The sequence below is a fragment of the Methylobacterium sp. genome (assembly GCF_028290105.1).
In the GTDB taxonomy this organism is placed as follows: Bacteria; Pseudomonadota; Alphaproteobacteria; order Rhizobiales; family Beijerinckiaceae; genus Methylobacterium.
In genome coordinates this window covers 64046-84887 of the sequence record NZ_JAQGKL010000037.1, presented here as the reverse complement: position 1 = coordinate 84887, position 20842 = coordinate 64046, and the positions used below count along the sequence as shown (strand labels likewise).

Annotated in this window: 19 protein-coding genes and 1 pseudogene; 13 read left to right on the top strand and 7 right to left on the bottom strand. The window is 69.5% G+C overall.

Annotated elements, in window-relative coordinates; all coding sequences use genetic code 11:
- Window positions 1-316: 316 nt before the first annotated feature.
- Window positions 317-868, top strand: coding sequence for a MarR family winged helix-turn-helix transcriptional regulator (locus tag JWQ05_RS02955; RefSeq protein ID WP_299654280.1), 552 nt, complete (start codon window positions 317-319; stop codon window positions 866-868).
- Between the two features lie 32 nt (window positions 869-900).
- Here the strand turns inward: JWQ05_RS02955 and JWQ05_RS02950 are convergent, their stop codons facing one another.
- The gene (locus JWQ05_RS02950; RefSeq protein ID WP_299654202.1) at window positions 901-1338 is read right to left on the bottom strand and encodes a hypothetical protein; all 438 of its coding nucleotides are present in this window, start codon (window positions 1336-1338) and stop codon (window positions 901-903) included.
- Window positions 1339-1514: 176 nt separating this feature from the next.
- On the opposite strand from JWQ05_RS02950, the gene JWQ05_RS02945 reads away from it, so the two are divergent.
- Window positions 1515-2417: a DMT family transporter gene (locus JWQ05_RS02945; RefSeq protein WP_299654199.1), complete on the top strand. Its 903-nt coding sequence runs from the start codon at window positions 1515-1517 to the stop codon at window positions 2415-2417.
- Here the strand turns inward: JWQ05_RS02945 and JWQ05_RS02940 are convergent.
- On the bottom strand, window positions 2414-2674 hold the full coding sequence (locus tag JWQ05_RS02940) for a hypothetical protein (RefSeq protein WP_299654196.1): 261 nt from the start codon (window positions 2672-2674) through the stop codon (window positions 2414-2416). The genes JWQ05_RS02945 and JWQ05_RS02940 overlap by 4 nt on opposite strands.
- Before the next feature lie 426 nt (window positions 2675-3100).
- Here JWQ05_RS02940 and ileS point away from each other — a divergent pair, with 426 nt between their 5' ends.
- The 6 genes from ileS to JWQ05_RS02910 all read left to right on the top strand — a co-directional run bounded on the left by ileS (window position 3101) and on the right by JWQ05_RS02910 (window position 11118).
- Window positions 3101-6076 carry an isoleucine--tRNA ligase gene (gene ileS, locus JWQ05_RS02935; protein ID WP_299654193.1) on the top strand — a complete coding sequence of 992 codons (2976 nt, stop codon included), beginning with the start codon at window positions 3101-3103 and terminating at the stop codon, window positions 6074-6076.
- A 32-nt stretch (window positions 6077-6108) separates the two neighbouring features.
- On the top strand, window positions 6109-6618 hold the full coding sequence (gene lspA, locus JWQ05_RS02930; RefSeq protein ID WP_299654277.1) for a signal peptidase II: 510 nt from the start codon (window positions 6109-6111) through the stop codon (window positions 6616-6618).
- A gap of 209 nt (window positions 6619-6827) precedes the next feature.
- A complete protein-coding gene (locus JWQ05_RS02925) occupies window positions 6828-7466 on the top strand; it encodes a hypothetical protein (protein WP_299654190.1) in 639 nt (212 codons plus the stop codon).
- Window positions 7467-7620: 154 nt separating this feature from the next.
- Complete coding sequence (locus JWQ05_RS02920) at window positions 7621-9000, top strand: pitrilysin family protein (RefSeq protein ID WP_299654187.1); 1380 nt, start codon at window positions 7621-7623, stop codon at window positions 8998-9000.
- 80 nt (window positions 9001-9080) lie between these two features.
- Window positions 9081-10379 (top strand): pitrilysin family protein, encoded by a 1299-nt coding sequence (locus JWQ05_RS02915; protein ID WP_299654184.1) that lies wholly within the window; start codon window positions 9081-9083, stop codon window positions 10377-10379.
- Between the two features lie 127 nt (window positions 10380-10506).
- Window positions 10507-11118, top strand: a complete 612-nt coding sequence (locus tag JWQ05_RS02910) for a HupE/UreJ family protein (RefSeq protein WP_299654181.1) — start codon at window positions 10507-10509, stop codon at window positions 11116-11118.
- A 98-nt stretch (window positions 11119-11216) separates the two neighbouring features.
- Here JWQ05_RS02910 and JWQ05_RS02905 read toward each other — a convergent pair.
- Both JWQ05_RS02905 and JWQ05_RS02900 read right to left on the bottom strand, forming a co-directional pair.
- A pseudogene (locus JWQ05_RS02905) lies at window positions 11217-11447 on the bottom strand (NAD(P)H-dependent oxidoreductase); the annotation flags it as partial.
- A 21-nt stretch (window positions 11448-11468) separates the two neighbouring features.
- Window positions 11469-11591: a hypothetical protein gene (locus JWQ05_RS02900; protein ID WP_299654178.1), complete on the bottom strand. Its 123-nt coding sequence runs from the start codon at window positions 11589-11591 to the stop codon at window positions 11469-11471.
- 106 nt (window positions 11592-11697) lie between these two features.
- On the opposite strand from JWQ05_RS02900, the gene JWQ05_RS02895 reads away from it, so the two are divergent.
- Window positions 11698-12633, top strand: a complete 936-nt coding sequence (locus JWQ05_RS02895; RefSeq protein WP_299654175.1) for a ring-cleaving dioxygenase — start codon at window positions 11698-11700, stop codon at window positions 12631-12633.
- 29 nt (window positions 12634-12662) lie between these two features.
- On the opposite strand, the gene JWQ05_RS02890 is transcribed toward JWQ05_RS02895, so the two are convergent.
- Together JWQ05_RS02890 and JWQ05_RS02885 are read right to left on the bottom strand one after the other, a co-directional pair.
- On the bottom strand, window positions 12663-13370 hold the full coding sequence (locus JWQ05_RS02890; RefSeq protein WP_299654172.1) for a hypothetical protein: 708 nt from the start codon (window positions 13368-13370) through the stop codon (window positions 12663-12665).
- On the bottom strand, window positions 13279-14115 hold the full coding sequence (locus tag JWQ05_RS02885; protein WP_299654169.1) for a hypothetical protein: 837 nt from the start codon (window positions 14113-14115) through the stop codon (window positions 13279-13281). The genes JWQ05_RS02890 and JWQ05_RS02885 overlap by 92 nt, the downstream gene beginning before the upstream one ends.
- A gap of 311 nt (window positions 14116-14426) precedes the next feature.
- Here JWQ05_RS02885 and JWQ05_RS02880 point away from each other — a divergent pair, with 311 nt between their 5' ends.
- From JWQ05_RS02880 to JWQ05_RS02865, 4 genes are all read left to right on the top strand, one after another.
- Window positions 14427-15200 carry a ferredoxin--NADP reductase gene (locus JWQ05_RS02880; RefSeq protein WP_299654166.1) on the top strand — a complete coding sequence of 258 codons (774 nt, stop codon included), beginning with the start codon at window positions 14427-14429 and terminating at the stop codon, window positions 15198-15200.
- 13 nt (window positions 15201-15213) lie between these two features.
- Window positions 15214-15894 carry a dethiobiotin synthase gene (gene bioD / locus JWQ05_RS02875; RefSeq protein ID WP_299654162.1) on the top strand — a complete coding sequence of 227 codons (681 nt, stop codon included), beginning with the start codon at window positions 15214-15216 and terminating at the stop codon, window positions 15892-15894.
- A 166-nt stretch (window positions 15895-16060) separates the two neighbouring features.
- Window positions 16061-17911 (top strand): potassium transporter Kup, encoded by a 1851-nt coding sequence (locus tag JWQ05_RS02870; RefSeq protein ID WP_299654274.1) that lies wholly within the window; start codon window positions 16061-16063, stop codon window positions 17909-17911.
- 133 nt (window positions 17912-18044) lie between these two features.
- Window positions 18045-19196 carry a histidine kinase dimerization/phosphoacceptor domain -containing protein gene (locus tag JWQ05_RS02865; RefSeq protein ID WP_299654158.1) on the top strand — a complete coding sequence of 384 codons (1152 nt, stop codon included), beginning with the start codon at window positions 18045-18047 and terminating at the stop codon, window positions 19194-19196.
- A gap of 87 nt (window positions 19197-19283) precedes the next feature.
- Here JWQ05_RS02865 and JWQ05_RS02860 read toward each other — a convergent pair whose 3' ends face one another.
- The gene (locus tag JWQ05_RS02860; RefSeq protein ID WP_299654154.1) at window positions 19284-20840 is read right to left on the bottom strand and encodes an acyl--CoA ligase; all 1557 of its coding nucleotides are present in this window, start codon (window positions 20838-20840) and stop codon (window positions 19284-19286) included.
- Window positions 20841-20842: the final 2 nt, after the last annotated feature.

Here is a 20842-nt window from a genome sequence, read left to right as displayed (position 1 = left end):
TCCGTTCCCGCAAACCCTTGGGGCTTCCGTCCCGGCGCGAAGCGCGTCCCGATCGGCTCCTGTCATCTCAGCTTCACATGCGCGGGCCATGTCCCCCCTGGAACGGCGGTGCCCCTTTGCCGGTGGATGCGTTCGGAATCACCGGCGCGGGCGCGCGCCCTGCCCGCTATCATCTCGAAGAGGACGTACCATGCGGGCCGCGGACGAGCGCATCGGGGCCGAACCCGGCGGGGGGTTGGCTGGAGAGAGCTCGGCCCACGCCGCGATCTCCCCGCGCGCCGAGGCGGTGAAGGGCGACCGGGAATCCGAGCGGAGCATGGCGAAGTCCGAGATGGCGAAGTCCGATAAGCGCCTGCGTCCGCCTGGCTCGAAGAGCGTCGGCTGGGCCCTGGTCCAGGCCGCGCGCCTGCACCGCTCCCGCGTCGGCGACCGGCTGGCCGCCCTCGACCTCTTCGCCGGCCAGGAACAGGTGGTGCAGGCGTTGGCAGCGGCCGGCACCATGACGATGGGCGACCTCGCCGCGACCCTGAGGGTGCGCCCGCCCACCGCCTCGAAGACCATCTCGCGGCTGGCGGCGCTCGGCTTCGTCGAGCGCCGGGCCGAGGCCGGGGACGGCCGCATCGTGCGCGTCCGCCTCACCGAGACGGGCCTCGCCAAGGCCGCCGCCATCGAGGGGATCTGGGACGACGTCGAGGCCGAACTCCTCGGCGGGTTCGACGGCAAGGAGAAGCGGCGCCTTCGCAAGCTGCTGCGCAAGGCGGCCCGCAACCTCGCGGACGTCTCCGGCGTCACCGGCCACGAGGTCGAGGGCGATTCCGAGATGGACGAGGACGAGCCCGAAACCCTGGCGGTCCCGGACGTTCCATAGAACGCTCGCGGGGTCGGACCAGCTCCCGCCCCTCAGCGCAGGCGTAACGGCTCGAGCCTGCGCGCCTCGCGGCGAAGGGCCGCGAGCCTCGCCCGTTCCTGGATCGGCGATGGGATCGCTGGCCCAGCGGCGGGAGCGGGTTTCGGTTGTGTTCCCGCCTCCTGGATCACCCCGGAACCCGGACGCACGCGACGGCGCGGGCGGCGGGTGCTGTTTCTGTCCCAGCCGAGCGCAAGGCGCGTGACCATCCGGTCGAGCAGCCACAGGATCGCCGACACCACGATCCCGAACGAACAGGCCAAGGCAATCAGGAGCCCCCAGAGTCCGGGCCCCGGCACGGCCATCAGGCTGACCACTCCGACGACCGCCAGCGATGGGATCCATCTCGCCATCTTCGGCCCTCCGCCGAAATCCTTCGACTCGGGTATCCGGCACAGAGAATAACAAGAGGTGGATGCAGCGGGCGGCATCCAAAGGTTCCCGCGTCTTGAGGCGGCCGGGAAAAGCCATCGCGAACAGGCGCGCATCGCTCGCATCGGGTCTCCCCTGCCCCCGGCGCTGATGTCCACAGGGACGCGCTGCTCTAAAGCTTCGCCCGCCACGCAACCCGCACGGGTGATGCGCCCGCAACCGGAATCATGTCGAGATGGGAGATTCAGGGGGCGCACCGGCGCCGAACCGGCGCCTGGCCGGCATCGCGCTGATGTGCGGAACGCTGGCGTTCTTCGCCTGCCTCGACGCCTCGGCCAAGACCCTCGCGCACCACGGCGTCGACCCGCTGCTCTCGACCTTCATGCGCTACGCGGTGAACGTCACGCTGGTGCTGATGGTGCTCAATCCGGTGCGGACGCCGGGCGTCGCGCGGACCAACCGGCTCGCGCTTCAGATCCTGCGCTCCCTGCTCCTGTTCGGCTCCACCGCGCTGAACTTCCTGGCCCTGCGCAAGCTCCAACTCGCCGAGACCCTGTCGATCCAGTTCGCCACGCCGCTGATGGTGGCGCTGCTCGCCGGGCCGCTCCTCGGCGAATGGTCGTCGCCGCGCCGGCTCGTGGCGGTGGGGATCGGCTTCCTCGGCGTGCTCGTCATCGTGCGCCCGGGCGTCGGAGCCTTCCAGCCGGCGGTGCTCCTCAGCATCGGCAACATGCTGTGCTACGCGTTCTACGTGCTGACCACGCGCAAGCTCGCGGGCGTCGATTCCACCGCCACCACGGTGTTCTACTCAGGCCTCGCGGGACTGGCCGTGATGAGCCCGCTCCTGCCCTGGATCTGGACGACGCCGACCGCGGGGAGCACCTGGGCGCTGCTGATCGGCGTCGGCCTGTTCGGCACGGCGGGGCACTGGCTGCTGGTCCTGGCCCATGCCCGCGCGCCGGCGAGCGTATTGGCACCCTTCATCTACACCCAGCTGCTCTGGTCGCTGATGCTCGGCTACCTCGTGTTCGGCGATGTGCCGAACCGATGGACGCTGATCGGCGCGTCCATCGTCATCGGCTCCGGGCTCTACCTGTTGGCCCAGGAACGCCGCCCGGTGACAGAGCGGCCGATTTAGCGGTGACGGTGATGATGACGGCGCGACTTCATGCGGGTGCGGTAGGCGCGACGGCCCGGATCGATGCCGAGCGCTCCGTTCACCGTACCCACCGCGCCGCCGACGGCGCCGCCCACGATACCACCCACGGGTCCGGCGACCCGGTCACCCTCGGCCGCTCCGCGGCGGATGCCGCCGGGCAGGCCCTGCGCTTCGGCCGCGCCCGAGAGGGCGAAGGCGGACAGGACGAGGCTGGCGGCGAGCAGAGCTTTTCTCATGGTCGTGTCTCCCATTGACGCCGCGTTTCGGCCCACTCCCCCCATCGGCGAAGGTCCCGAACGCGTGCGTGACAACGGCCGAGCTTGAAAAAGGTGACATCGAAAAAATCGCGGTGGTGTGCGCAGGCGCGGCGTTCACCGAGTCCGGGGTCGCCTCCTGGCGGACCGCGTTCTGCAATACCGGTGGCCAGTGTGGCGAAATCCGCCTAGAAGCCGCCGCATGCGCGCTCATGGTGATCATCGGACTTGGGCCGGCCTGCCGGCCCCGTCGATAACGCGAATTATGAGCCCGGCCTGCGCCTGAGGGCCGCCGCGGCGGACCGATGCGAAGGCCGGGAGGGCGAGGACTCGCCTCCGTTCCGCTGGCCCGGTGCCGCGTCACCGACCGCCTCACACGACCCGCGCCAAAGACCTTGCAGAATTCCCATGAGCGACCAGACCGCCCCCGCGCCGACCCGCGACTATTCGAAGACCCTGTTCCTGCCCCGGACCGAGTTCCCGATGCGGGCCGGCCTGCCCGTGCGCGAGCCGCTGCTGCTGGAGCGCTGGGCCGCCACCGACCTCTATCGCCAGATCCGCGTGCAGGCCGCCGGTCGGCCGAAATTCGTGCTGCATGACGGCCCTCCCTACGCCAATGGCAACATCCACATCGGCACCGCGCTGAACAAGATCCTGAAGGACGTCATCGTTCGGGCGCAGGGGACCCTCGGCTACGACGCCAACTACGTGCCGGGCTGGGACTGCCACGGCCTGCCCATCGAGTGGAAGATCGAGGAGCAGTATCGCGCCAAGGGCCGCAGCAAGGACGACGTGCCGGTCATCGAGTTCCGCCAGGAATGCCGGACCTTCGCTGGCCACTGGCTCGACGTGCAGCGCGCCGAGTTCAAGCGCCTCGGCGTCACCGGCGACTGGGATCACCCCTACGTCACCATGTCGTTTCCGGCGGAAGCCGCCATCGCCCGCGAACTCATGACCTTCGCGATGACGGGCCAGCTTTATCGCGGCTCGAAGCCGGTGATGTGGTCGGTGGTGGAGAAGACCGCGCTCGCCGAGGCGGAGGTCGAGTACGAGGACCACGTCAGCGACACTATCTTCGCGGCCTTCCGGCCGACCGCCGGAGCATCCGGGGACCTAGCCGATGCCCGGGTGGTGATCTGGACCACGACGCCCTGGACCATGCCAGGCAACCGCGCCGTGGCCTATTCGAAACGCGTCGCCTACGGCCTCTACCGCGTCACCGCGGCGGCGGACGAGAACTGGGCCAAGGTCGGCGACAGCTACATCCTCGCCGATACCCTCGCGGCTTCGGTCTTCGCGGCCGCGCGGGTCGAAGGCTTCGAGCGCCTTCGCGACGTCGCGGCGGTGGACCTCGCCGGCCTGACCCTGGCGCATCCCCTCGCCGGCCATGTGCCGGGTTACGATTTCGCCGTTCCGCTCCTCGACGGCGAACACGTCACCGACGAGGCCGGCACCGGTTTCGTCCACACGGCCCCAGGCCACGGACGCGAGGATTTCGAGGTCTGGACCGCCAACGGCCGGGCGCTCGCCGCACGCGGCATCGAGACCCGCATCCCCTACACCGTGGATGCGGATGGGGCGCTGACCGAGGAGGCTCCCGGTTTCACGGGAAAACTCGTCCTCAACCACAAGGGCGAGAAGGGCGACGCCAACAAGGCGGTCGTCGCGGCGCTGATAGAGGCCGGCACCCTCGTGGCGCGCGGCACGCTCAAGCACAGCTATCCGCATTCCTGGCGCTCGAAGAAGCCGGTCATCTTCCGCAACACGCCGCAATGGTTCATCGGGATGGACAAGCCCGTCGAAACCCTGGACGGCCGTACCCTGCGCGATGTCGCCCTGCGGTCCATCGAGGAAACGCAGTGGGTGCCGCCACAAGGAAAAAACCGCATCAACGGCATGGTCGGCAACCGCCCCGATTGGGTGGTCTCGCGCCAGCGCGCCTGGGGCGTGCCCATCACCGTCTTCGTCAAGCGCGGCACCCACGAGGTTCTTCGCGACGAGGCCGTCAACGCCCGTATCGCGGCGGCCTTTCAGGCGGAGGGCGCCGACGCTTGGTTCACGGATGCGGACGGGGCCCGCTTCCTCGCCCCCGACTACGATCCGGCGGAATACGAAAAGGTCACGGACGTCCTCGACGTCTGGTTCGATTCCGGCTCGACCCACGCTTTCGTGCTCGATGACCCGGAGCAGTTCCCGGGGCTTTCCGGCGTCAAGCGCCGCCGCGACGGGGGCAGCGACACGGTGATGTATCTCGAGGGCTCCGACCAGCATCGTGGCTGGTTCCAGTCCTCGCTCCTGGAATCCGCCGGCACCCGGGGCCGGGCGCCCTACGACATCGTCCTCACCCACGGGTTCGTCCTCGACCCGAAGGGCCTGAAGATGTCGAAGTCGAAGGGCAACGTCGTCGCCCCGCAGAACGTCATCAAGGATTCCGGTGCCGACATCCTGCGCCTCTGGGTGGCGGCTTCCGACTACGCCGACGACCTGCGCATCGGCCCGGAGATCATCAAGACCTTCGCGGAGACCTACCGCAAGCTGCGCAACTCGATCCGCTGGATGCTGGGCTCGCTCGCACATTTCGAGCCGGGCACCGAGATCGCGCAGGCAGACCTTCCGGAACTGGAACGGCTGATCCGCCATCGCCTGGCCGAACTCGATGGCGAGATCCGCGAGGCCTATGCCAGCTTCGACACCAAGCGGGTGGTGGCGCTCCTCAACGGCTTCATGACCGGCGACCTCTCGGCCTTCTACTTCGACGTGCGCAAGGACGTGCTCTACTGCGACCCGGCTTCGTCGCCGGTGCGCCGGGCCGCCCTCCAGATCATCGACGAGACGTTCCGGCGGATCACGATCTGGCTGGCACCCGTGCTGGCCTTCACTGCCGAGGAAGCCTGGCTCGACCGCTACCCGTCGGAGACCGGTTCGGTCCATCTCCAGACCCTGCCGGAGACGCCCGCCTCCTGGCGCGACGAAGCTCTGGCCGCCCGCTGGCAGAAGATCCGTCGGGTGCGCCGGGTCGTCACGGGCGCCCTGGAGATCGAGCGCACGGCCAAACGCATCGGCGCGAGCCTCGAGGCGGCGCCCACCGTCTTCATCGCCGATGACGAGCTGCGCGCCGCCGTCGAGGGTGTCGACTTCGCCGATATCTGCATCACCTCCGCCATCCGCATCGTGGACGGCGAGGGCCCGGCGGAGGCCTTCCGCCTCGAGGACGTGCGCGGCGTCGCCGTGGTGTCCGCGCTGGCCGAGGGCCGCAAATGCGCCCGCTCCTGGCGGGTCACCCCCGAGGTCGGCAGCGACCCGGATTATCCGGACGTGACGCCGCGCGACGCCAGAGCCCTGCGCGAGTGGGACGCGGCCCAGGGCGCTGCGGACGCCGCGTGACGCGCGTTTCGGCCACCGACGGCGCACACCCGATCACGACGGCGCGAAGGGGTACCGCCCCCTTCCGCCTCGGCCTCGCGGCGCTCGTCGTCACCCTTCTCGTCGATCAGGTCACGAAGCTCGGGCTGTATTTCGGCACCGACCTGGTGCTGACGCAGCCCTGGCGCCTCGCGCCCTTCGCCGACTTCCTTGTCGTCTGGAACCGGGGCGTCTCGTACGGGATGTTCCAGCAGGAAGGCGGCCTCGGCCGCTGGGTTCTGGTGGCGGTGTCCTGCCTCGCGGCACTGGCCCTGTCGGCCTGGATGCGGCGGGCCGAATCGCGCCTGCTCGGCCTTAGCCTTGGGCTGGTGGCGGGCGGCGCCCTCGGCAACGCCATCGACCGGGCCGCCTACGGGGCCGTGTTCGATTTCGTGCATCTGCACTGGGGCGGATGGTCCTGGTACGTGTTCAACATCGCCGATGCGGCCATCGTCGCGGGTGTGATCGGCCTGATCCTCGACAGCCTCCGGCCGACACCGAAAGGCACCGGTTCCGGCCTTTGAGGACGTCCCGGCACTTCGGACACGTCTGTGATCCGTAAACCACACCGGGGATCGTTGTGCGGCCGAGGCTGGTGCAGTGCGGTCAAGGCGCCATACGATCGCCTGAAACCGGGATCAGGCCAGATCGGTCGGATCAGGAGCGCGGCACAAGGCGACCATCCGGGCCCGAACGAGCAGGGCCGACCCACCGGGCGGAGAGCGGGGATAGCATGATCGGGCATCGCGGTTTGCTGATGGTGGTGGCGGGCGTACTGGCCGCCGGGGGCGCACAGGCGCAGCAGGGCGTGTTCATGCGCGACGCCCTCAGCAATATCGGCCTGATCGAGCCGGAGAAGCCAACGATCAACTATCGCGAGCGGGCGCCCCTGGTGATGCCGCCCAAGCTCGACGGCAAGGCCCTGCCGGCCCCGCGCCAGCCGGAGGCCTCGGCCCAGTGGCCCAAGGACCCCGAGATCGTCCAGCGCGAGCGTGAGCGCGCGGACCTGAAGAAGCCCATCGTGCGCGGTGCGCAGGGCCGGATGAACGACAACAACATGACCCTGTCCATCGACGAGATGCGCGGCGGCCGCCGGGAGGGCGCGCAGGCCCGCACCGAGCCGGGGCGTCCCGAGGGCGAGAACGACGACCGGAACTCGTTCTGGTCCAACCCCTTCGGCCTGCGCTCCGCCGAGGTCGCGGAGCCTTCCGCGGTCGAGCCGGACCGCGACGTGCTCACCGATCCGCCGACCGGCTACCGCAAGCCGCCGCGCAAGATCGCCAAGTCCAACGGCGACCCCATCAACAACCCCTCGCGCGAGCGTGAGGAATCCGATCCAGGCGCGTATCTGCGCGCGCGCTCGGCGAACTGAACCCAGGGTCCGGCCCGGTGCCGCGCGGGCACCGGTCGCCATCGAGGACCGGCGCCCTAGCTCCCTTGAGATGCCACCCGGTGGCGCGGGAGAGGCGCAATGCCAACATGACGGACGGCTTCGCGACGAGCCGGACGCGGAAGGATCAGCTTTGATGCACCTGTTCAGGAAGGACGTCCCACTCTTTGGACCGTCGCGCGGCTTTGCCAGCGCGGGCCGGGCGGAAGCCGCGCCCTTCGGTCGCTCCGAGGCGGGTGGCCCCGAGGTCAGTGCCTTCGCGCTCGACAATGGCCTCGACGTCGTCGTCGTTCCCGATCACCGTGCGCCCGTCGTCACCCATATGGTCTGGTACCGCAACGGCTCGGCCGATGATCCGCTCGGCCAGTCGGGCATTGCCCACTTCCTCGAGCACCTGATGTTCAAGGGCACGGAGCAGCATCCGATCGGCGCCTTCTCCAAGGCCGTCTCGGGCCTCGGCGGCCAGGAGAACGCGTTCACCTCCTACGACTACACCGCCTATTTCCAGCGCGTGGCCCGCGACCACCTCAAGACCATGATGGAATTCGAGGCCGATCGCATGACCGGCCTCGTCCTCGACGACGCGGTGGTGGCGCCCGAGCGCGACGTAGTGCTGGAAGAGCGCCGCATGCGGGTCGAGACCGACCCTTCGGCGCAGCTCTCCGAGGCGATGGCCGCCTCGCTCTTCGTGCATCATCCCTATGGCACGCCGATCATCGGCTGGATGCACGAGATCGAGGAGCTGAACCGCACCCACGCCCTCGACTACTACAAGCGCTTCTACACGCCCGAGAACGCCATCCTGGTGGTGGCCGGCGACGTGACGCCCGACGACGTCCGCCGTATGGCCGACGACACCTATGGCCGCGTCACCCCGCAGGGCACCCGGCCCGTGCGCCTACGTGCCAAGGAGCCGGAGCCGAAGGCGCTGCGCCGCCTCGCGGTCGCCGACCCGAAGGTCGAGCAGCCCACCCTGCAGCGGCTCTACCTGACCCCGTCCTGCATCACCGCGCGCGACGGCGAGTGCCACGCCCTCGAACTGCTCGCCGAGGTGATGGGTGGCGGCTCGACCTCCTACCTCTACCGCAAGCTGGTGATGGAGCTCGGCGTCGCGGTGAATGCCGGCGCCTGGTACATGGGCTCGGCCATCGACGACACCCGCTTCTCGGTCTACGCGATCCCGGCCGAGGGTGTGAGCCTGGAGAAGCTGGAGGAGGAGGTCGACCGCGTCCTGCGCCGCGTCCCCTCCGAGGCCCTGGAGCCGGAGGCAATCGAGCGCGCCAAGACCCGGCTCGTGGCCGAGACGGTCTATTCCTCCGACAGCCAGTCCTCGCTCGCCCGCATCTACGGCTCGGCCCTGGCCATCGGCGAATCGATCGAGGAGGTTCGCCGCTGGCCCTCCGACATCGAGGGCGTGACCAAGGCGCGCCTCGCGGCGGTGGCCGAGCGCTACCTGACGCCGTCCCGGTCCGTCACCGGCTACCTGACCAAGGCCCGCGAGGCCGACGCGGCCTGAGACCCTTCGGGGCCTCGGCCGACCCCCCTTCCCGGAGGCTGCGGCGCTCGCCGCCGCGCCCCGCACAGCATGAGGTTTCCATGACCGTGGCCACCACCCATCTGGTCGATACCGCCACCCGCTCCGCGACATCGCCCACCCAGGCCGTGCCCGTCGCGACCGCCGCCGGCATCGAGGCGTGGCACGTCGAATCCCCGGTGGTGCCGCTGATCGCGCTCGCCTTCACGTTCGAAGGCGGCGCGGCGCAGGACCCGGAGGGCAAGGCCGGTGTCGCCCAGATGCTCGCCCGCCTCCTCGACGAGGGCGCCGGCGACCTCCCCTCCGACGCCTTCCAGGAGCGCCTCGCGGCCCGCGCCATCGAGCTCTCCTTCCATGCCGGCGCCGATGCGCTTGGCGGCTCGCTCAAGATGCTGGTCAAGCACGCCGACGAGGCCATCGACCTCCTGGCCCTGGCCCTGGCCAAGCCCCGGCTCGACCCCGACGCCATCGAGCGCGTGCGGGCTCAGACGCTCGCCGGGCTGCGCTACCAGCAGAACGATCCCGGCGTGATGGCCTCGCGCCGCTTCTTCGCCGAGGCCTATGCGGGCCATCCCTATGCCCGCCCGTCCTCGGGCACGCCGGAGAGCATCGCGGCGATCACCCGGGACGACCTCGTGGCGATGCACCGCCGGATCATCGGGCGCGGGGCTGTGAAGGTCGCGGCGGTGGGCGCCATCGACGCCGCCCGCCTCGCCGATGCCCTCGACCGGGCCTTCGGCCGCCTCGACTTGGCCGCGCCACTCAAGGCCGTGCCCCAGACCCGGGTGCAGAACCTCGGCCAACGCCACGTGGTCGATCTCGACGTGCCGCAATCGGTGATCCGCTTCGGCATGAACGGCGTGGCCTGGCGCGACCCCGACTTCATCCCGGCCTACGTGCTCAACCACATCCTCGGCGGCGGCTCCTTCACCTCCCGACTGTTCCAGGAAGTGCGCGAGAAGCGCGGCCTCGCCTACTCGGTGGGGACCTCCCTGGTCAGCCACCGTGCCGCCTCGATGACTTGGGGCTACACCGCCACCAAGAACGAGCGCGTGGGCGAGGCTCTATCGGTGATCGGCGAGGAGATCGGCCGCCTCATCACCGAGGGGCCCTCGGACGAGGAGCTGCAGAAGGCCAAGGACTATCTCACCGGTTCCTATGCCCTCGGCTTCGACACCTCGACCAAGATCGCGCACCAGCTCGTACAGATCGCCTTCGAGGGCCTCGGCATGGACTACATCGCGCGGCGCAACGACTTCGTCGCCGAGGTGACCCAGGCCGACATCCGCCGCGCCGGCGCCCGCACCTTCGCGGACGGCCGGATGCTGGTGGTGGCCGCCGGGCGCCCGACGGATTTCTGACACCGACCGGCGAACCGCCGCGGGTCGCGGCGGATTTCAGGACTGTGCGCGGGCATGGCGGTTGCTAGTTAGCCTCGGGGCGCCGACGATACCGCGCCGCTCACGTGACCTGTCGGGATTTGTCCGCATGACGATACGCCTCGCCTCCCTGCCAGCCCGCCTTGCCCTCGTGGCGACACTGGGACTCACCGCGACGCCGGCCCTGGCGCATCCCGGCCACGAGGCGGCGGGCGGGTTCTCGCAAGGCTTCCTGCATCCCTTCAGCGGCCTCGACCACGTGCTCGCCATGGTGGCCGTCGGTCTCGTCGCGGCTCGCATCGGCGGTCGGGCCCGGGTTCTCGTACCGTTTTCCTTCCTGTCCATGATGATCGTGGGCGGTGCGCTCGGCACGGCCGGGATCGCCCTGCCCTTCGTCGAGGTCGGGATCGCGCTCTCCGTGATGGTGCTCGGTGCCGTCCTGGCCCTCCGCACGCCGCTGCCCGTCGCGGGCGCCATGCTCCTCGTCGGCGCCTTCGCGGTGTTCCACGGACATGCCCACGGCGCCGAGATGCCGGATGCGGCGTACGGTCTGGCTTACGGCCTCGGCTTCGTCGCCGCCACCGCCCTGCTGCACGCCGCCGGCCTCGGTCTGGGGCTCATTGCGGGACGTTCGAACCGCACCGCCGACCGGCCGGCCCTCCGGGTAGCGGGGGCCGCCTTCGCCGCCGCCGGCCTGGGGCTGCTCGCCGGCGCCTTCTGAGGGGTGTGGAGAGCGGCGCGCGGCTGCGGGCTCGGCCCGATCTCAGATCCACTCGTCCGATCAGAGGGACGACGCCTGCGCGCGTCCCTCCGCGACACCAGATCGAACAGGTGCTTGAGCCCGTCGAGAACGGTGTTGTTCCATAGCGGCACCGCGAACCGCAGCAGGTCGGCCTTGAGGAAGCGGTCGGCCAGTGCCTGGATCGTGCGCCAAGCCTCCTCCTGCTCCGGGCTCAAGGCTTCACCGGCCAGCGTCGCGTACTTACCCACCATGACCTCGCCGTCGAAGTCAGGCAGCGGCGTGCTGCAGACATCGAGAGTGTCGACGCTGCCCCCAGGGTTCGTCGAACATCAGGCGTCGAGGAAGGCCTTCGCCACCTCGATCGAGGCGGAACGCGGCTTGCGCGGGGACGCTTCCATGTAGAGGACGTGCGGCATCGGGCGGGTTCCAGTCCCGAGGTCGCGTCGGAGCACCAGCTATCGCGGAGGCGATGGGAGGCCAGGGGCGCGCACCGCTTTGTCATTCCGAGCCGCGACCTCATCTGAGGCTCGGGGGCCAACGACACCAGGGACATCCGCGATGCAGCTCACCGGAATTCACCACCTCACCGCCATCACCGCGCAGGCCGCCGACAATCTGGCCTTCTACACGCGCATCCTCGGCCTGCGGCTGGTGAAGAAGACGGTGAACCAGGACGACGTGTCCGCCTACCACTTGTTCTATGCCGACGGCCTCGCCTCCCCCGGCACGGACATGACCTTCTTCGACTGGCCGGCGCCGCGCGAGCGGCGCGGCACCAACAGCATCAGCCGCACGGGCCTGCGGGTGTCCGGCCTCGCGGCCATCGCGTGGTGGCGCGAACACTTCGCACGCCAGGGCGTGACCCACGCCGTGCCGGCGGAGTGCGACGGGCGCCTGACCCTCGATTTCGAAGATGGCGAGGGCCAGCGCCTGATGCTGGTCGACGACGGCGGAATCGGCGAGGCCCACCCATGGGCGCAGAGCCCGGTCCCGGTCGAGCACCAGATCCGCGGCCTCGGCCCGATCCGGCTCAGCGTCGCCGAGATCGGCCGCACGGAGGCCGTGCTCACGCAGGTGCTCGGCATGAGCCACGACCGGAATTACGCGCTGCCCGAAGGCGAAATCCGCGTCTACCGCATGGGCGCGGGTGGTCCCGCCGCCGAACTCCACCTCCTGGCCGACCCGAACGCCGCCCCCGCGCGCCAGGGCGCGGGCGGCGTGCACCATGTCGCCTTCCGCATCCCGGATGCGGATTACGAGGCCTGGGCCGATCGCCTGAAGCAGCGCCGCATGCCCACGAGCGGGCCGGTGGACCGCTACTACTTCCAGAGCCTCTACTTCCGCGAGCCCAACGGCATCCTGTTCGAGATCGCCACCGACGGGCCCGGCTTCGCCACGGACGAGCCGATGGAGACGCTGGGCGAGCGCCTCGCCCTGCCGCCGTTCCTGGAGGGCCGTCGCGCCGAGATCGAGGCCGGCTTGAAGCCGCTCTGAGCGGCCCCCGGCCGGATCGGTCGGGGCCGCTACAGGTTCAGCAGGAAGGTCAGGCTCGGCGAGAAGAAGTACTCGCCGCCCTTCATCGCCACGAACCCGCCGAACGGCTCGGTGTCGAGCGTCCCCGCCGTGGCATCGTCCCAGGCCTTGGGGAGCTTCTGCTCGCCCGGCCTGTTCGCGCCCTGTCCGATGACCGGATCGAGGCCGTGCGCGCCGACGGGTTTGGTCGGGAAGTTCGTGTTGTTGGCCCAGATCTGCTGGGTGAACCGGAATTGTTCTCCGATCGAGTGGTTGTACGCCATGAACAGCAGGCCGACGCCGCGCTCCGGCAGGAGGGGCGCGACCTTCTCCAGGAACGCCGCCATGGTGTCGGCATCCGGCAGTTCGGAGGGCAGGACGGCGCGCTTGACGTCCTCGAAGGGAATGCCCCGACGCACCATCAGGTGGGCGCGCTCGGCCATTTCCGGCTCGGCGCCGCCGCTGCCGCGCGGGTTGGTCTTGCGGATGTGCCCGTGCAGGGGACAGCGCGTACCCGGATCGTTCGTGTAGTTGAAGTTGTTCGGCGGGGCGGCGCTGCGCGCCGTGCGCGACAGGGTCACGGGCGTTCCGTCCTCGAAGCGCCCGACGATCATCGCGCCCGCGCGTTCACGCTCCGGCCCGGCCAGCCCGAGGCGATCCGCGATCGCCTGCTCGCGGGTCTTGAAGGCCCTGACCGCCTGTTCGAGCTTTCGGAACACGAAGTAGCTTCCAAAGCTCACCGCATCGGTCGTGCCCGGATCCTTCACCAGGGCGGTCGCCAGGGGGGAAGGCGGGGTTCCAGCGCGAGGAACCGGCCTCGGCCGTCTCCGTGTCGATATCCTCCTGCAGGAGCAACGGCTGGCTGCGCCCGTCGACATAGCCGAAATGCTCGATGCCCTCGCCTGCGGCGTTGAACAGGCTCGCGCCGTGCTGAACGAAGGCCACCGTGCCGCCGCCATCCTCGACCAGTTCCCGCAACGACAGGGCAAGGGCGCCGAGAAGGCTCGCGGTCTCCTCGGCGGCGAGGACGACGCCGTGGATCTCCTGCTGGAACGGGGGCTCCCAATCCGAGACGGCGGGGTCGTGGAGCGCGGCGAGGCTGGCCGGTGCCTTCATGCCGGCCCGGAAATCCGGGTCGGTCGGGGCGGAGGAGGCGAGCCCGAGCGCCTGATAGCCCTTGGCCGCGAGGGCCAGATGCACGAACGGACCGGCCCCTTGCCCGGTTTCCTTGAAGCGTTGCGCGTCGAGGAGTTGGCGATAGGCGCTGGAGATGTGGAAGTTGGCGAGATCGCGCAGCATCCGGCGGGAGCGCAGGGTTTTGGCGGGGTCCAACCGGAAGAACAGGTTCGCGGTGAAACGCCGGCCATGCCCTTTGAGGATGTTGCCCTGGAGGCACTGAAGCATGTTCAGTTCGTCCGCACCGGCCTTCGTCCACGCAAGCGGAATCGACAGGTTGATCGCCATGATCCCCTCCAGGTCGTTCGATGAATGATGATTTGCAGTTCCGCAGGATCCACGTCTGCGGCGCCACCGGACGCTACCGTAAGCTTAGATATATTGGTTTTTCCAGCCAAAAATCATCCTCAGGTTGAAAAATGGCGGTTTCTCGAACCTAGGTCTGATTTCGGGTGATCTCGCTGGGACAGCGCAGGGCGCGCAGGCTTCTTTGCCCTGCGCGGACGACACGGCCGCTGGGACATCAGCGTGGCTTGAACCGGGGTGCTGCACCTGCGAAAAGGCGGCAAAATGATCCGGATTCGGGGAAGCCTGCGTCGATGAGTAAGTTCAACGAGGAGCGTGTGCTCAGCGTCCATCACTGGACGGACACGCTGTTCTCCTTTCGCACCACCCGTGACCCCGCCTTCCGCTTCCGCAACGGCGAGTTCGTGATGATGGGCCTCGAGGTCGAGGGCCGTCCGCTGCTGCGCGCCTACAGCGTCGTCTCCGCCAATTACGAGGAGGAACTGGAGTTCTTCTCGATCAAGGTGCCGAACGGGCCCCTCACCTCGAAGCTGCAGCACCTCAAGGTCGGTGACCCGATCATCATCGGCAAGAAGCCCACCGGCACCCTGGTGCTCGACAACCTGATGGCGGGCAAGCACCTCTACCTGCTCGGTACCGGCACGGGGCTCGCGCCGTTCATGTCGATCATCAAGGATCCGGAGACCTACGATCGCTTCGAGAAGGTCGTGCTCGTCCATGGCTGCCGGCAGGTACAGGAACTCGCCTATGGCGAGACCATCACGCAGGACCTGCCCAACCACGAGTTCCTCGGCGAGGTCATCAGCGCCGGCCTGATCTATTACCCCACCGTCACCCGCGAGCCCTTCCGCAACCGCGGCCGCATCACCGACCTCATGACCTCGGGCAAGCTGTTCGAGGATATCGGTCTGCCGCCGATGTCCATCGAGAACGACCGCTTCATGCTCTGCGGCTCGCCGGACATGATCCGCGACACGCGCCAGCTCCTCACCGAGGGCGGCTACGAGGAGGGCAATCACGGCGAGGCCGGCCACTACGTCATCGAGAAGGCGTTTGTGGAGAAGTGAGCCGCGTCGCGACGTGAGCCGCTCCAGCGCCATCTTCGTCGCCGGGGCGGGCACCGAGATCGGCAAGACCTACGTCACCGCCGCCCTGACGCGGCGCCTGCGGGACGCGGGTCGGGCCGTGCGCACCCTGAAGCCCCTGGCGAGCGGCGTGCCCGCCCTCGGCGACCCCGGATTCGCCGAGAGCGACACCGCCCGGCTCCTCGCCGCACAGGGCCTGCCGGTGACGTCCGCCACGGTCGCGGCCTGCTCGCCCTGGCGCTTCGCCGCTCCCTTGAGTCCCGATCTCGCCGCGGCGCGCGAGGGGCGATCCCTGGCCCTGTGCGATCTCGTCGGCTGGTGCCGCGCGGAGATCGCCGCGACGCCCCCCGGCGCCACGCTGCTGATCGAGGGCGTCGGCGGCCTGATGAGCCCGGTCACCCCGGAGGCCACCGGCCTCGACTGGCTCGAGGCGCTCGGCCTGCCGGCTCTCCTCGTCTCGGGCTCCTATCTCGGCGCGATCAGTCACGCGCTCACCGCGATCGAGACCCTGCGGGCGCATGGCGTTCCGCTCCTCGGCATCGTCGTCTGCGAGAGCCCGAAGGCCCCGACGCCGCCCGAGACCGTCGCCGCCGCGATCGTCCGGCACGGGGGGACACCGGCCCACGTGATCGCACGGGACGGCGCGTGCCCGGAGACCCTCGCGGACCTTCTTTGACGGATCGGCTCGTCCTTCGGACGGGATGCGCGGCCCACCCCTGGACGGTCAAGGTCGCGCGGCCTACCTCGCCTGCGAGAGAAGCGAATCATCGCCGTTGCCGGAGAGCGCGCACGTGGCCGACGAGGAATCCCAAACCCAGCATGGGGCCTTGCGCCCCGCGGTGATGCTGGGGGCGCTCGGCATCGTCTACGGCGATATCGGCACCTCCCCGCTCTACGCTTTCAAGGAAGCCGTGCGCGCCGCCAGCGCGGGTGCGCCCCCGACCTCCATCGCGGTCACGGGGGCTGTGTCGCTGATCCTGTGGTCGCTGATCCTCATCGTGTCGATCAAGTACGCGGTCCTGATCCTGCGCGCCGACAATCGCGGCGAGGGCGGCATCGTGGCGATGCTGGCGCTGCTCGGCGCCCGCCATGCCAAGCCCGGCTCCTGGACCGGCGTACTCCTCGTGGTCGGCCTGATCGGCGCGGCACTCCTCTACGGCGACGGCGCCATCACGCCGGCTATCTCGGTGCTCAGCGCCGTGGAGGGCCTGAAGGTCGAGGCGCCCGCCCTGTCGCGCTTCGTGGTGCCGATCACCATCGCGATCCTGGTCGGGCTGTTCCTCGTCCAGAGCCGAGGCGTCGCCTTCATCGGACGCATCTTCGGGCCGGTGATGCTCGTCTGGTTCGTCGTGCTGGCGCTGCTGGGTCTCGGTGGCATCTGGCACGCGCCGCAGATCCTGGCCGCGCTCAACCCGCTGAGGGCCGTCGAATTCCTGACCCATGCGGGCTGGCACGTCAGCTTCGCCATGCTGGGTGCCGCCTTCCTCGCGGTCACCGGCGGCGAAGCGATGTATGCCGATCTGGGGCATTTCGGGGCTGGGCCGATCCGCGCCTCATGGTTCGGCCTCGTGCTGCCCGCCCTGGTGATCCATTACTTCGGACAGGGCGCGCTGCTGCTGGTCGAGCCCGACGCCATCGAGAACCCGTTCTACCGCCTAAGCCCCGACTGGGCGCATTACCCGCTGATCGGGTTGGCGACGCTCGCCACCGTCATCGCCTCGCAATCGATCATCTCGGGCGCCTTCTCGCTGACCCAGCAATCGATCCAGCTCGGCTTCCTGCCGCCGATGCGGGTGGTCCACACCGCCCGGCACGAGCGCGGGCAGATCTACGTGCCGATGGTGAACTGGCTGCTCGCCGCCGCCACCTTGAGCGCGGTGGTGATCTTCGGCTCGTCGGATGCCCTGGCCGGCGCCTACGGCATCGCGGTGGCCTCACTGATGGCGATCACCACCCTCCTCGCCGCCCTGGTGGCGCTGAAATGGGGCTACAACCCGGTGGCGGTCCTGGCGGTCAACGGCTTCTTCCTGGCCATCGACCTGGTGTTCCTCGGCGCCAACAGCGTGAAGCTGCTGGAGGGCGGCTGGTTTCCGCTGCTGCTCGCCGGTCTCGTCGCGTTCCTGATGCTGACCTGGCGCAAGGGCAACGAACTCGTGGAAGCGGCGCGGGTCTCCCTGCGCCAGCCGGAGGATGAATTCCTGGCCCAGCTCCGGCGCGATCCGCCGATCGTCCTGCCGGGCAACGCCGCCTTCCTGTCCTCGGCCACCAGTGCCGTTCCGCTGCACCTGTCGCGCTTCGTCGCCCGCAGCCACGCGCTGCACAAGCGCATCCTCATCGTCACCGCACGCTACGAGGAGGAACCCACGGTGCCGCGCGAGCGGCGCGCCGAGGTCATCACGATCACGCCGGACATCACCCGGGTGATCCTGCGCTACGGCTTCATGGAGGACGCCTCTGTGCCGGACGGCCTGCGCTGCGCGGTGGAGTCCCAGCGCCTGCCGCCGGAATGCCTGGACGATCTCACGATCTTCATCGGCCACGAGACCATCATTCCGAAGAGCGACCATCGCGGCATGGCCACCTGGCGGGAGGAGATCTACGCCTTCCTGCTGCGCAACGCCGAGCGCACGGGCGCCCATTTCTGCGTGCCGACGCGCCAGCTCGTGGAAGTCGGCACCGAGATCGAGATCTGAGCGCGGGGCGGGCGCATCAAACCTCGCTCAACCCTGGCCGCAGGGACTTGCGACCGGCGCGTGGGCTGTCGCAAAAGGGGCGAGTGCGGCGGGCGAACGGGCCGCCGCCGAACCCGAGAAGCGTAGCGTTGCGATGACCGACCTCGCGCCGAAGGCCCTGGCGATCCGCCTCCGGCAGCAGGCGATCCTCTCCGATTTCGGGGTGGAGGCCCTGCGCGCCACCGAGTTGCTGCCCCTGCTCCAGCGCGCCACCGAACTCTGTGCCGAGGGCATGGAGGCCGAGTTCTGCAAGGCGCTCGAATACAAGCCGCACCAGGATTGCCTCCTCGTCTGCGCGGGAATCGGCTGGGCGGCGGATACGGTGGGCACCACGATCATCGGCGCCGACCTCGCCTCACCCGCTGGCTACGCCCTCAAGACCGGCCGCCCCGTGATCTCGAACCACCTCGAGAACGAGACGCGCTTTCGCACCCCGAAGCTCATGGCCGACCACGGCATCCGCCGGGCGATCAACGTGCTGATCGCCAACCGCGACGGCAATTACGGCGTGCTGGAGGTGGACGACACCCGCGAGGGCCAGTTCGAGGAGGCCGACATCGCTTTCATGCAGGGCTTTGCCAACCTCGTCGGCGGCGCCATCGAGCGTCAGCGGGCCGAGGCGCGGCTGAAGGCGGCCTTGGAGCGACAGGAATTGCTGTCGCGCGAGATGAGCCACCGGGTGAAGAACAGCCTGGCGGTGGTGGCGGGCTTCCTCGGGCTCCAGGCCCGGGGCTCGGACAACGCCGACGTGAAGAATGCCCTTGCGGATGCCCGCACGCGGGTCGAAGCGGTGGCCCAGGTCCACGACCAGCTCTGGCGCCAGCCGAGCCTGGAGGCGATCGACGTCGCGGGCTTTCTCGAGGCGCTCTGCGCCAAGCTGCGGGAGAGCGCCCCGCGCCATCGCCTCGTCTGTCGGGCAACCCGGATGGACATCCCCGCCGACCTCGCGATCCCGCTCGGGCTCTTCGTCAACGAACTCGTCACCAACGCCATCAAGTACGCCTACGGCGAGGGTGAGGGCGAGATCCGCGTCGAGGCCCGGCCCGACGACGCGGGCGGCCTCGTCGTCGGTGTCGCGGATGACGGCGCCGGACTGCCGGAGGGGTTCGATCCCACCGCCGCCCGCAGCGCCAGCCTCGGCATGCGCATCATCAACAGCCTCGCCCGCCAGCTCGGCGGGAGCCTGCGCGTCGCCCCGGACGTCCAGGGCGCGCATTTCTCGCTGGTGATCCCGCCGCAGGCGTGAGGGCTTCGCGGATCGCGCCGGCATGATCGCGCGCGACAGGCCCTCTTTCGTGGATGGAAAGGGGGCCTGTCGCGGCAGTTTACCCGATCACACCAGCCCGAGCTTCTGCGCCAGGCCGATCCGCTGGAGCTTGCCGGTGGCGCCCTTGGGGATCTCGTCGAGGATCATGATCTTGGCCGGCACCTTGAAGGCGGCGAGCCGCTCCGAGGCGAAGCTGCGCAGCTCTTTCTCGGCCAGGTGCTGACCCTCGCGCAGGACGATGGCCGCGCAGACGTCCTCGCCGAGCTTGTCGTGCGGCATCGCGAAGGTGACGCATTGCGACACCGCCGGGTGGTCCATGAGGATCTCGTCGACCTCGCGCGGCGAGATCTTCTCGCCCCCCCGGTTGATGATCTCCTTGAGGCGCCCGGTGATCGCGAGGTAGCCCTCGGGCGAGAGCGTGCCCTGGTCGCCGGTGCGGAACCAGCCCTGCCGGGTGAAGGCCTCGGCATTGGCCTTGTCGTTGTTCTCGTAGCCCGACATCACGTTGTCGCCGCGGATGACGATCTCGCCAGTCTCGCCGGCGGGCAGGGGTTCGCCGTCCTCGTCCACGATGGCGATCTCGGGGCCCGCCGCCAGACCGACCGAGCCAGCGTAGTGCGGGCGCGGCGGCAGCGGGTTGGAGGCCATCTGGTGGGAGGCCTCCGTCATGCCGTAGGCCTCGATCAAGGGCGCTCCGAACGCCGCCTCGATCTCCTTCATTACCTGCGGGGGCATGGAGGAGGACGAGGAGCGGATGAAGCGCAAGGGGTTGGCCTCGATGATCTCCCGGTTGCGGGTGGCCCGCCCCAGGATCGCCTGATGCATGGTCGGCACCGCCGTGTACCAGGTCGGGCGGACTTCGCTCATCCAGCCGAAGAACTTCAGGGCGTTGAAGCCCGGCGTGCAGGAGACCTGACCGCCCCCAGAGAGCGGGGCCAGGATGCCGGCGATGAGCCCGTGGATGTGAAACAGCGGCATGATGTTGAGGCCGCGATCCTGCGCCGTGAAGGCCAGGGTGTTGCGGATGTTGCGCGCCGAGGCGCAGACATTCGACTGCTTCAGGGGCACGATCTTGGGGCGCGAGGTGGTGCCCGAGGTGTGCAGCACGAGGCCGATGTCGTCGGCGTGCGCCGGGCCGCCGTTCCGGGCGGGCGCCGCACCGGCCCCGTTGAAGGACAGGGTGAAGCTGCCGGCCCCCGCCTCCGGGGTCGGCACCAGGCGCACCACCGGCACGCCGAGGCGTTCGGCGACCGCGACCGCCGGGCTCTCCGAGCCTTCCGCGACCACGAGCAGCTTGGCGTTGAGGTCGGTGAGGTAGAACGTGAACTCGTCGGCCTTGTAGCTCGGGTTCAGCGGCGCCGAGGTGGTGCCCGCCGCGATAGCGATGAAGGCCGCCGCCATTTCCGGCCCGTTGTCGAGGACGATGGCGACCCGGTCGCCCCGGCCGATGCCCTGCGCGTTCAGGTCCGCGATGGTCCGTTCGGTGAGCGCGCGGAGCTGGCCGAAGGTCAGCGGCACGCCGCCGGGGCTCGACAGGGCGGTGGCGTCGTCGGCGCCGGCCTGGATCAGGGCGTGGAGGGTGGTGGCGGCGGGAATGGGCGGTGAAGTCTCGGCCATGGTCATCG

What these genes read in the sequence shown, in the direction of transcription:
- JWQ05_RS02955 (WP_299654280.1), top strand. Translation starts at nt 317, where the DNA reads ATGGCGAAGTCCGAGATGGCGAAGTCCGATAAGCGCCTGCGTCCGCCT.
- JWQ05_RS02950 (WP_299654202.1), bottom strand. Translation starts at nt 1,338, where the DNA reads ATGCCGCCCGCTGCATCCACCTCTTGTTATTCTCTGTGCCGGATACCC.
- JWQ05_RS02945 (WP_299654199.1), top strand. Translation starts at nt 1,515, where the DNA reads ATGGGAGATTCAGGGGGCGCACCGGCGCCGAACCGGCGCCTGGCCGGC.
- JWQ05_RS02940 (WP_299654196.1), bottom strand. Translation starts at nt 2,674, where the DNA reads ATGAGAAAAGCTCTGCTCGCCGCCAGCCTCGTCCTGTCCGCCTTCGCC.
- ileS (WP_299654193.1), top strand. Translation starts at nt 3,101, where the DNA reads ATGAGCGACCAGACCGCCCCCGCGCCGACCCGCGACTATTCGAAGACC.
- JWQ05_RS02925 (WP_299654190.1), top strand. Translation starts at nt 6,828, where the DNA reads ATGATCGGGCATCGCGGTTTGCTGATGGTGGTGGCGGGCGTACTGGCC.
- JWQ05_RS02920 (WP_299654187.1), top strand. Translation starts at nt 7,621, where the DNA reads ATGCACCTGTTCAGGAAGGACGTCCCACTCTTTGGACCGTCGCGCGGC.
- JWQ05_RS02915 (WP_299654184.1), top strand. Translation starts at nt 9,081, where the DNA reads ATGACCGTGGCCACCACCCATCTGGTCGATACCGCCACCCGCTCCGCG.
- JWQ05_RS02910 (WP_299654181.1), top strand. Translation starts at nt 10,507, where the DNA reads ATGACGATACGCCTCGCCTCCCTGCCAGCCCGCCTTGCCCTCGTGGCG.
- JWQ05_RS02895 (WP_299654175.1), top strand. Translation starts at nt 11,698, where the DNA reads ATGCAGCTCACCGGAATTCACCACCTCACCGCCATCACCGCGCAGGCC.
- JWQ05_RS02885 (WP_299654169.1), bottom strand. Translation starts at nt 14,115, where the DNA reads ATGGCGATCAACCTGTCGATTCCGCTTGCGTGGACGAAGGCCGGTGCG.
- JWQ05_RS02880 (WP_299654166.1), top strand. Translation starts at nt 14,427, where the DNA reads ATGAGTAAGTTCAACGAGGAGCGTGTGCTCAGCGTCCATCACTGGACG.
- JWQ05_RS02870 (WP_299654274.1), top strand. Translation starts at nt 16,061, where the DNA reads ATGCTGGGGGCGCTCGGCATCGTCTACGGCGATATCGGCACCTCCCCG.
- JWQ05_RS02865 (WP_299654158.1), top strand. Translation starts at nt 18,045, where the DNA reads ATGACCGACCTCGCGCCGAAGGCCCTGGCGATCCGCCTCCGGCAGCAG.
- JWQ05_RS02860 (WP_299654154.1), bottom strand. Translation starts at nt 20,840, where the DNA reads ATGACCATGGCCGAGACTTCACCGCCCATTCCCGCCGCCACCACCCTC.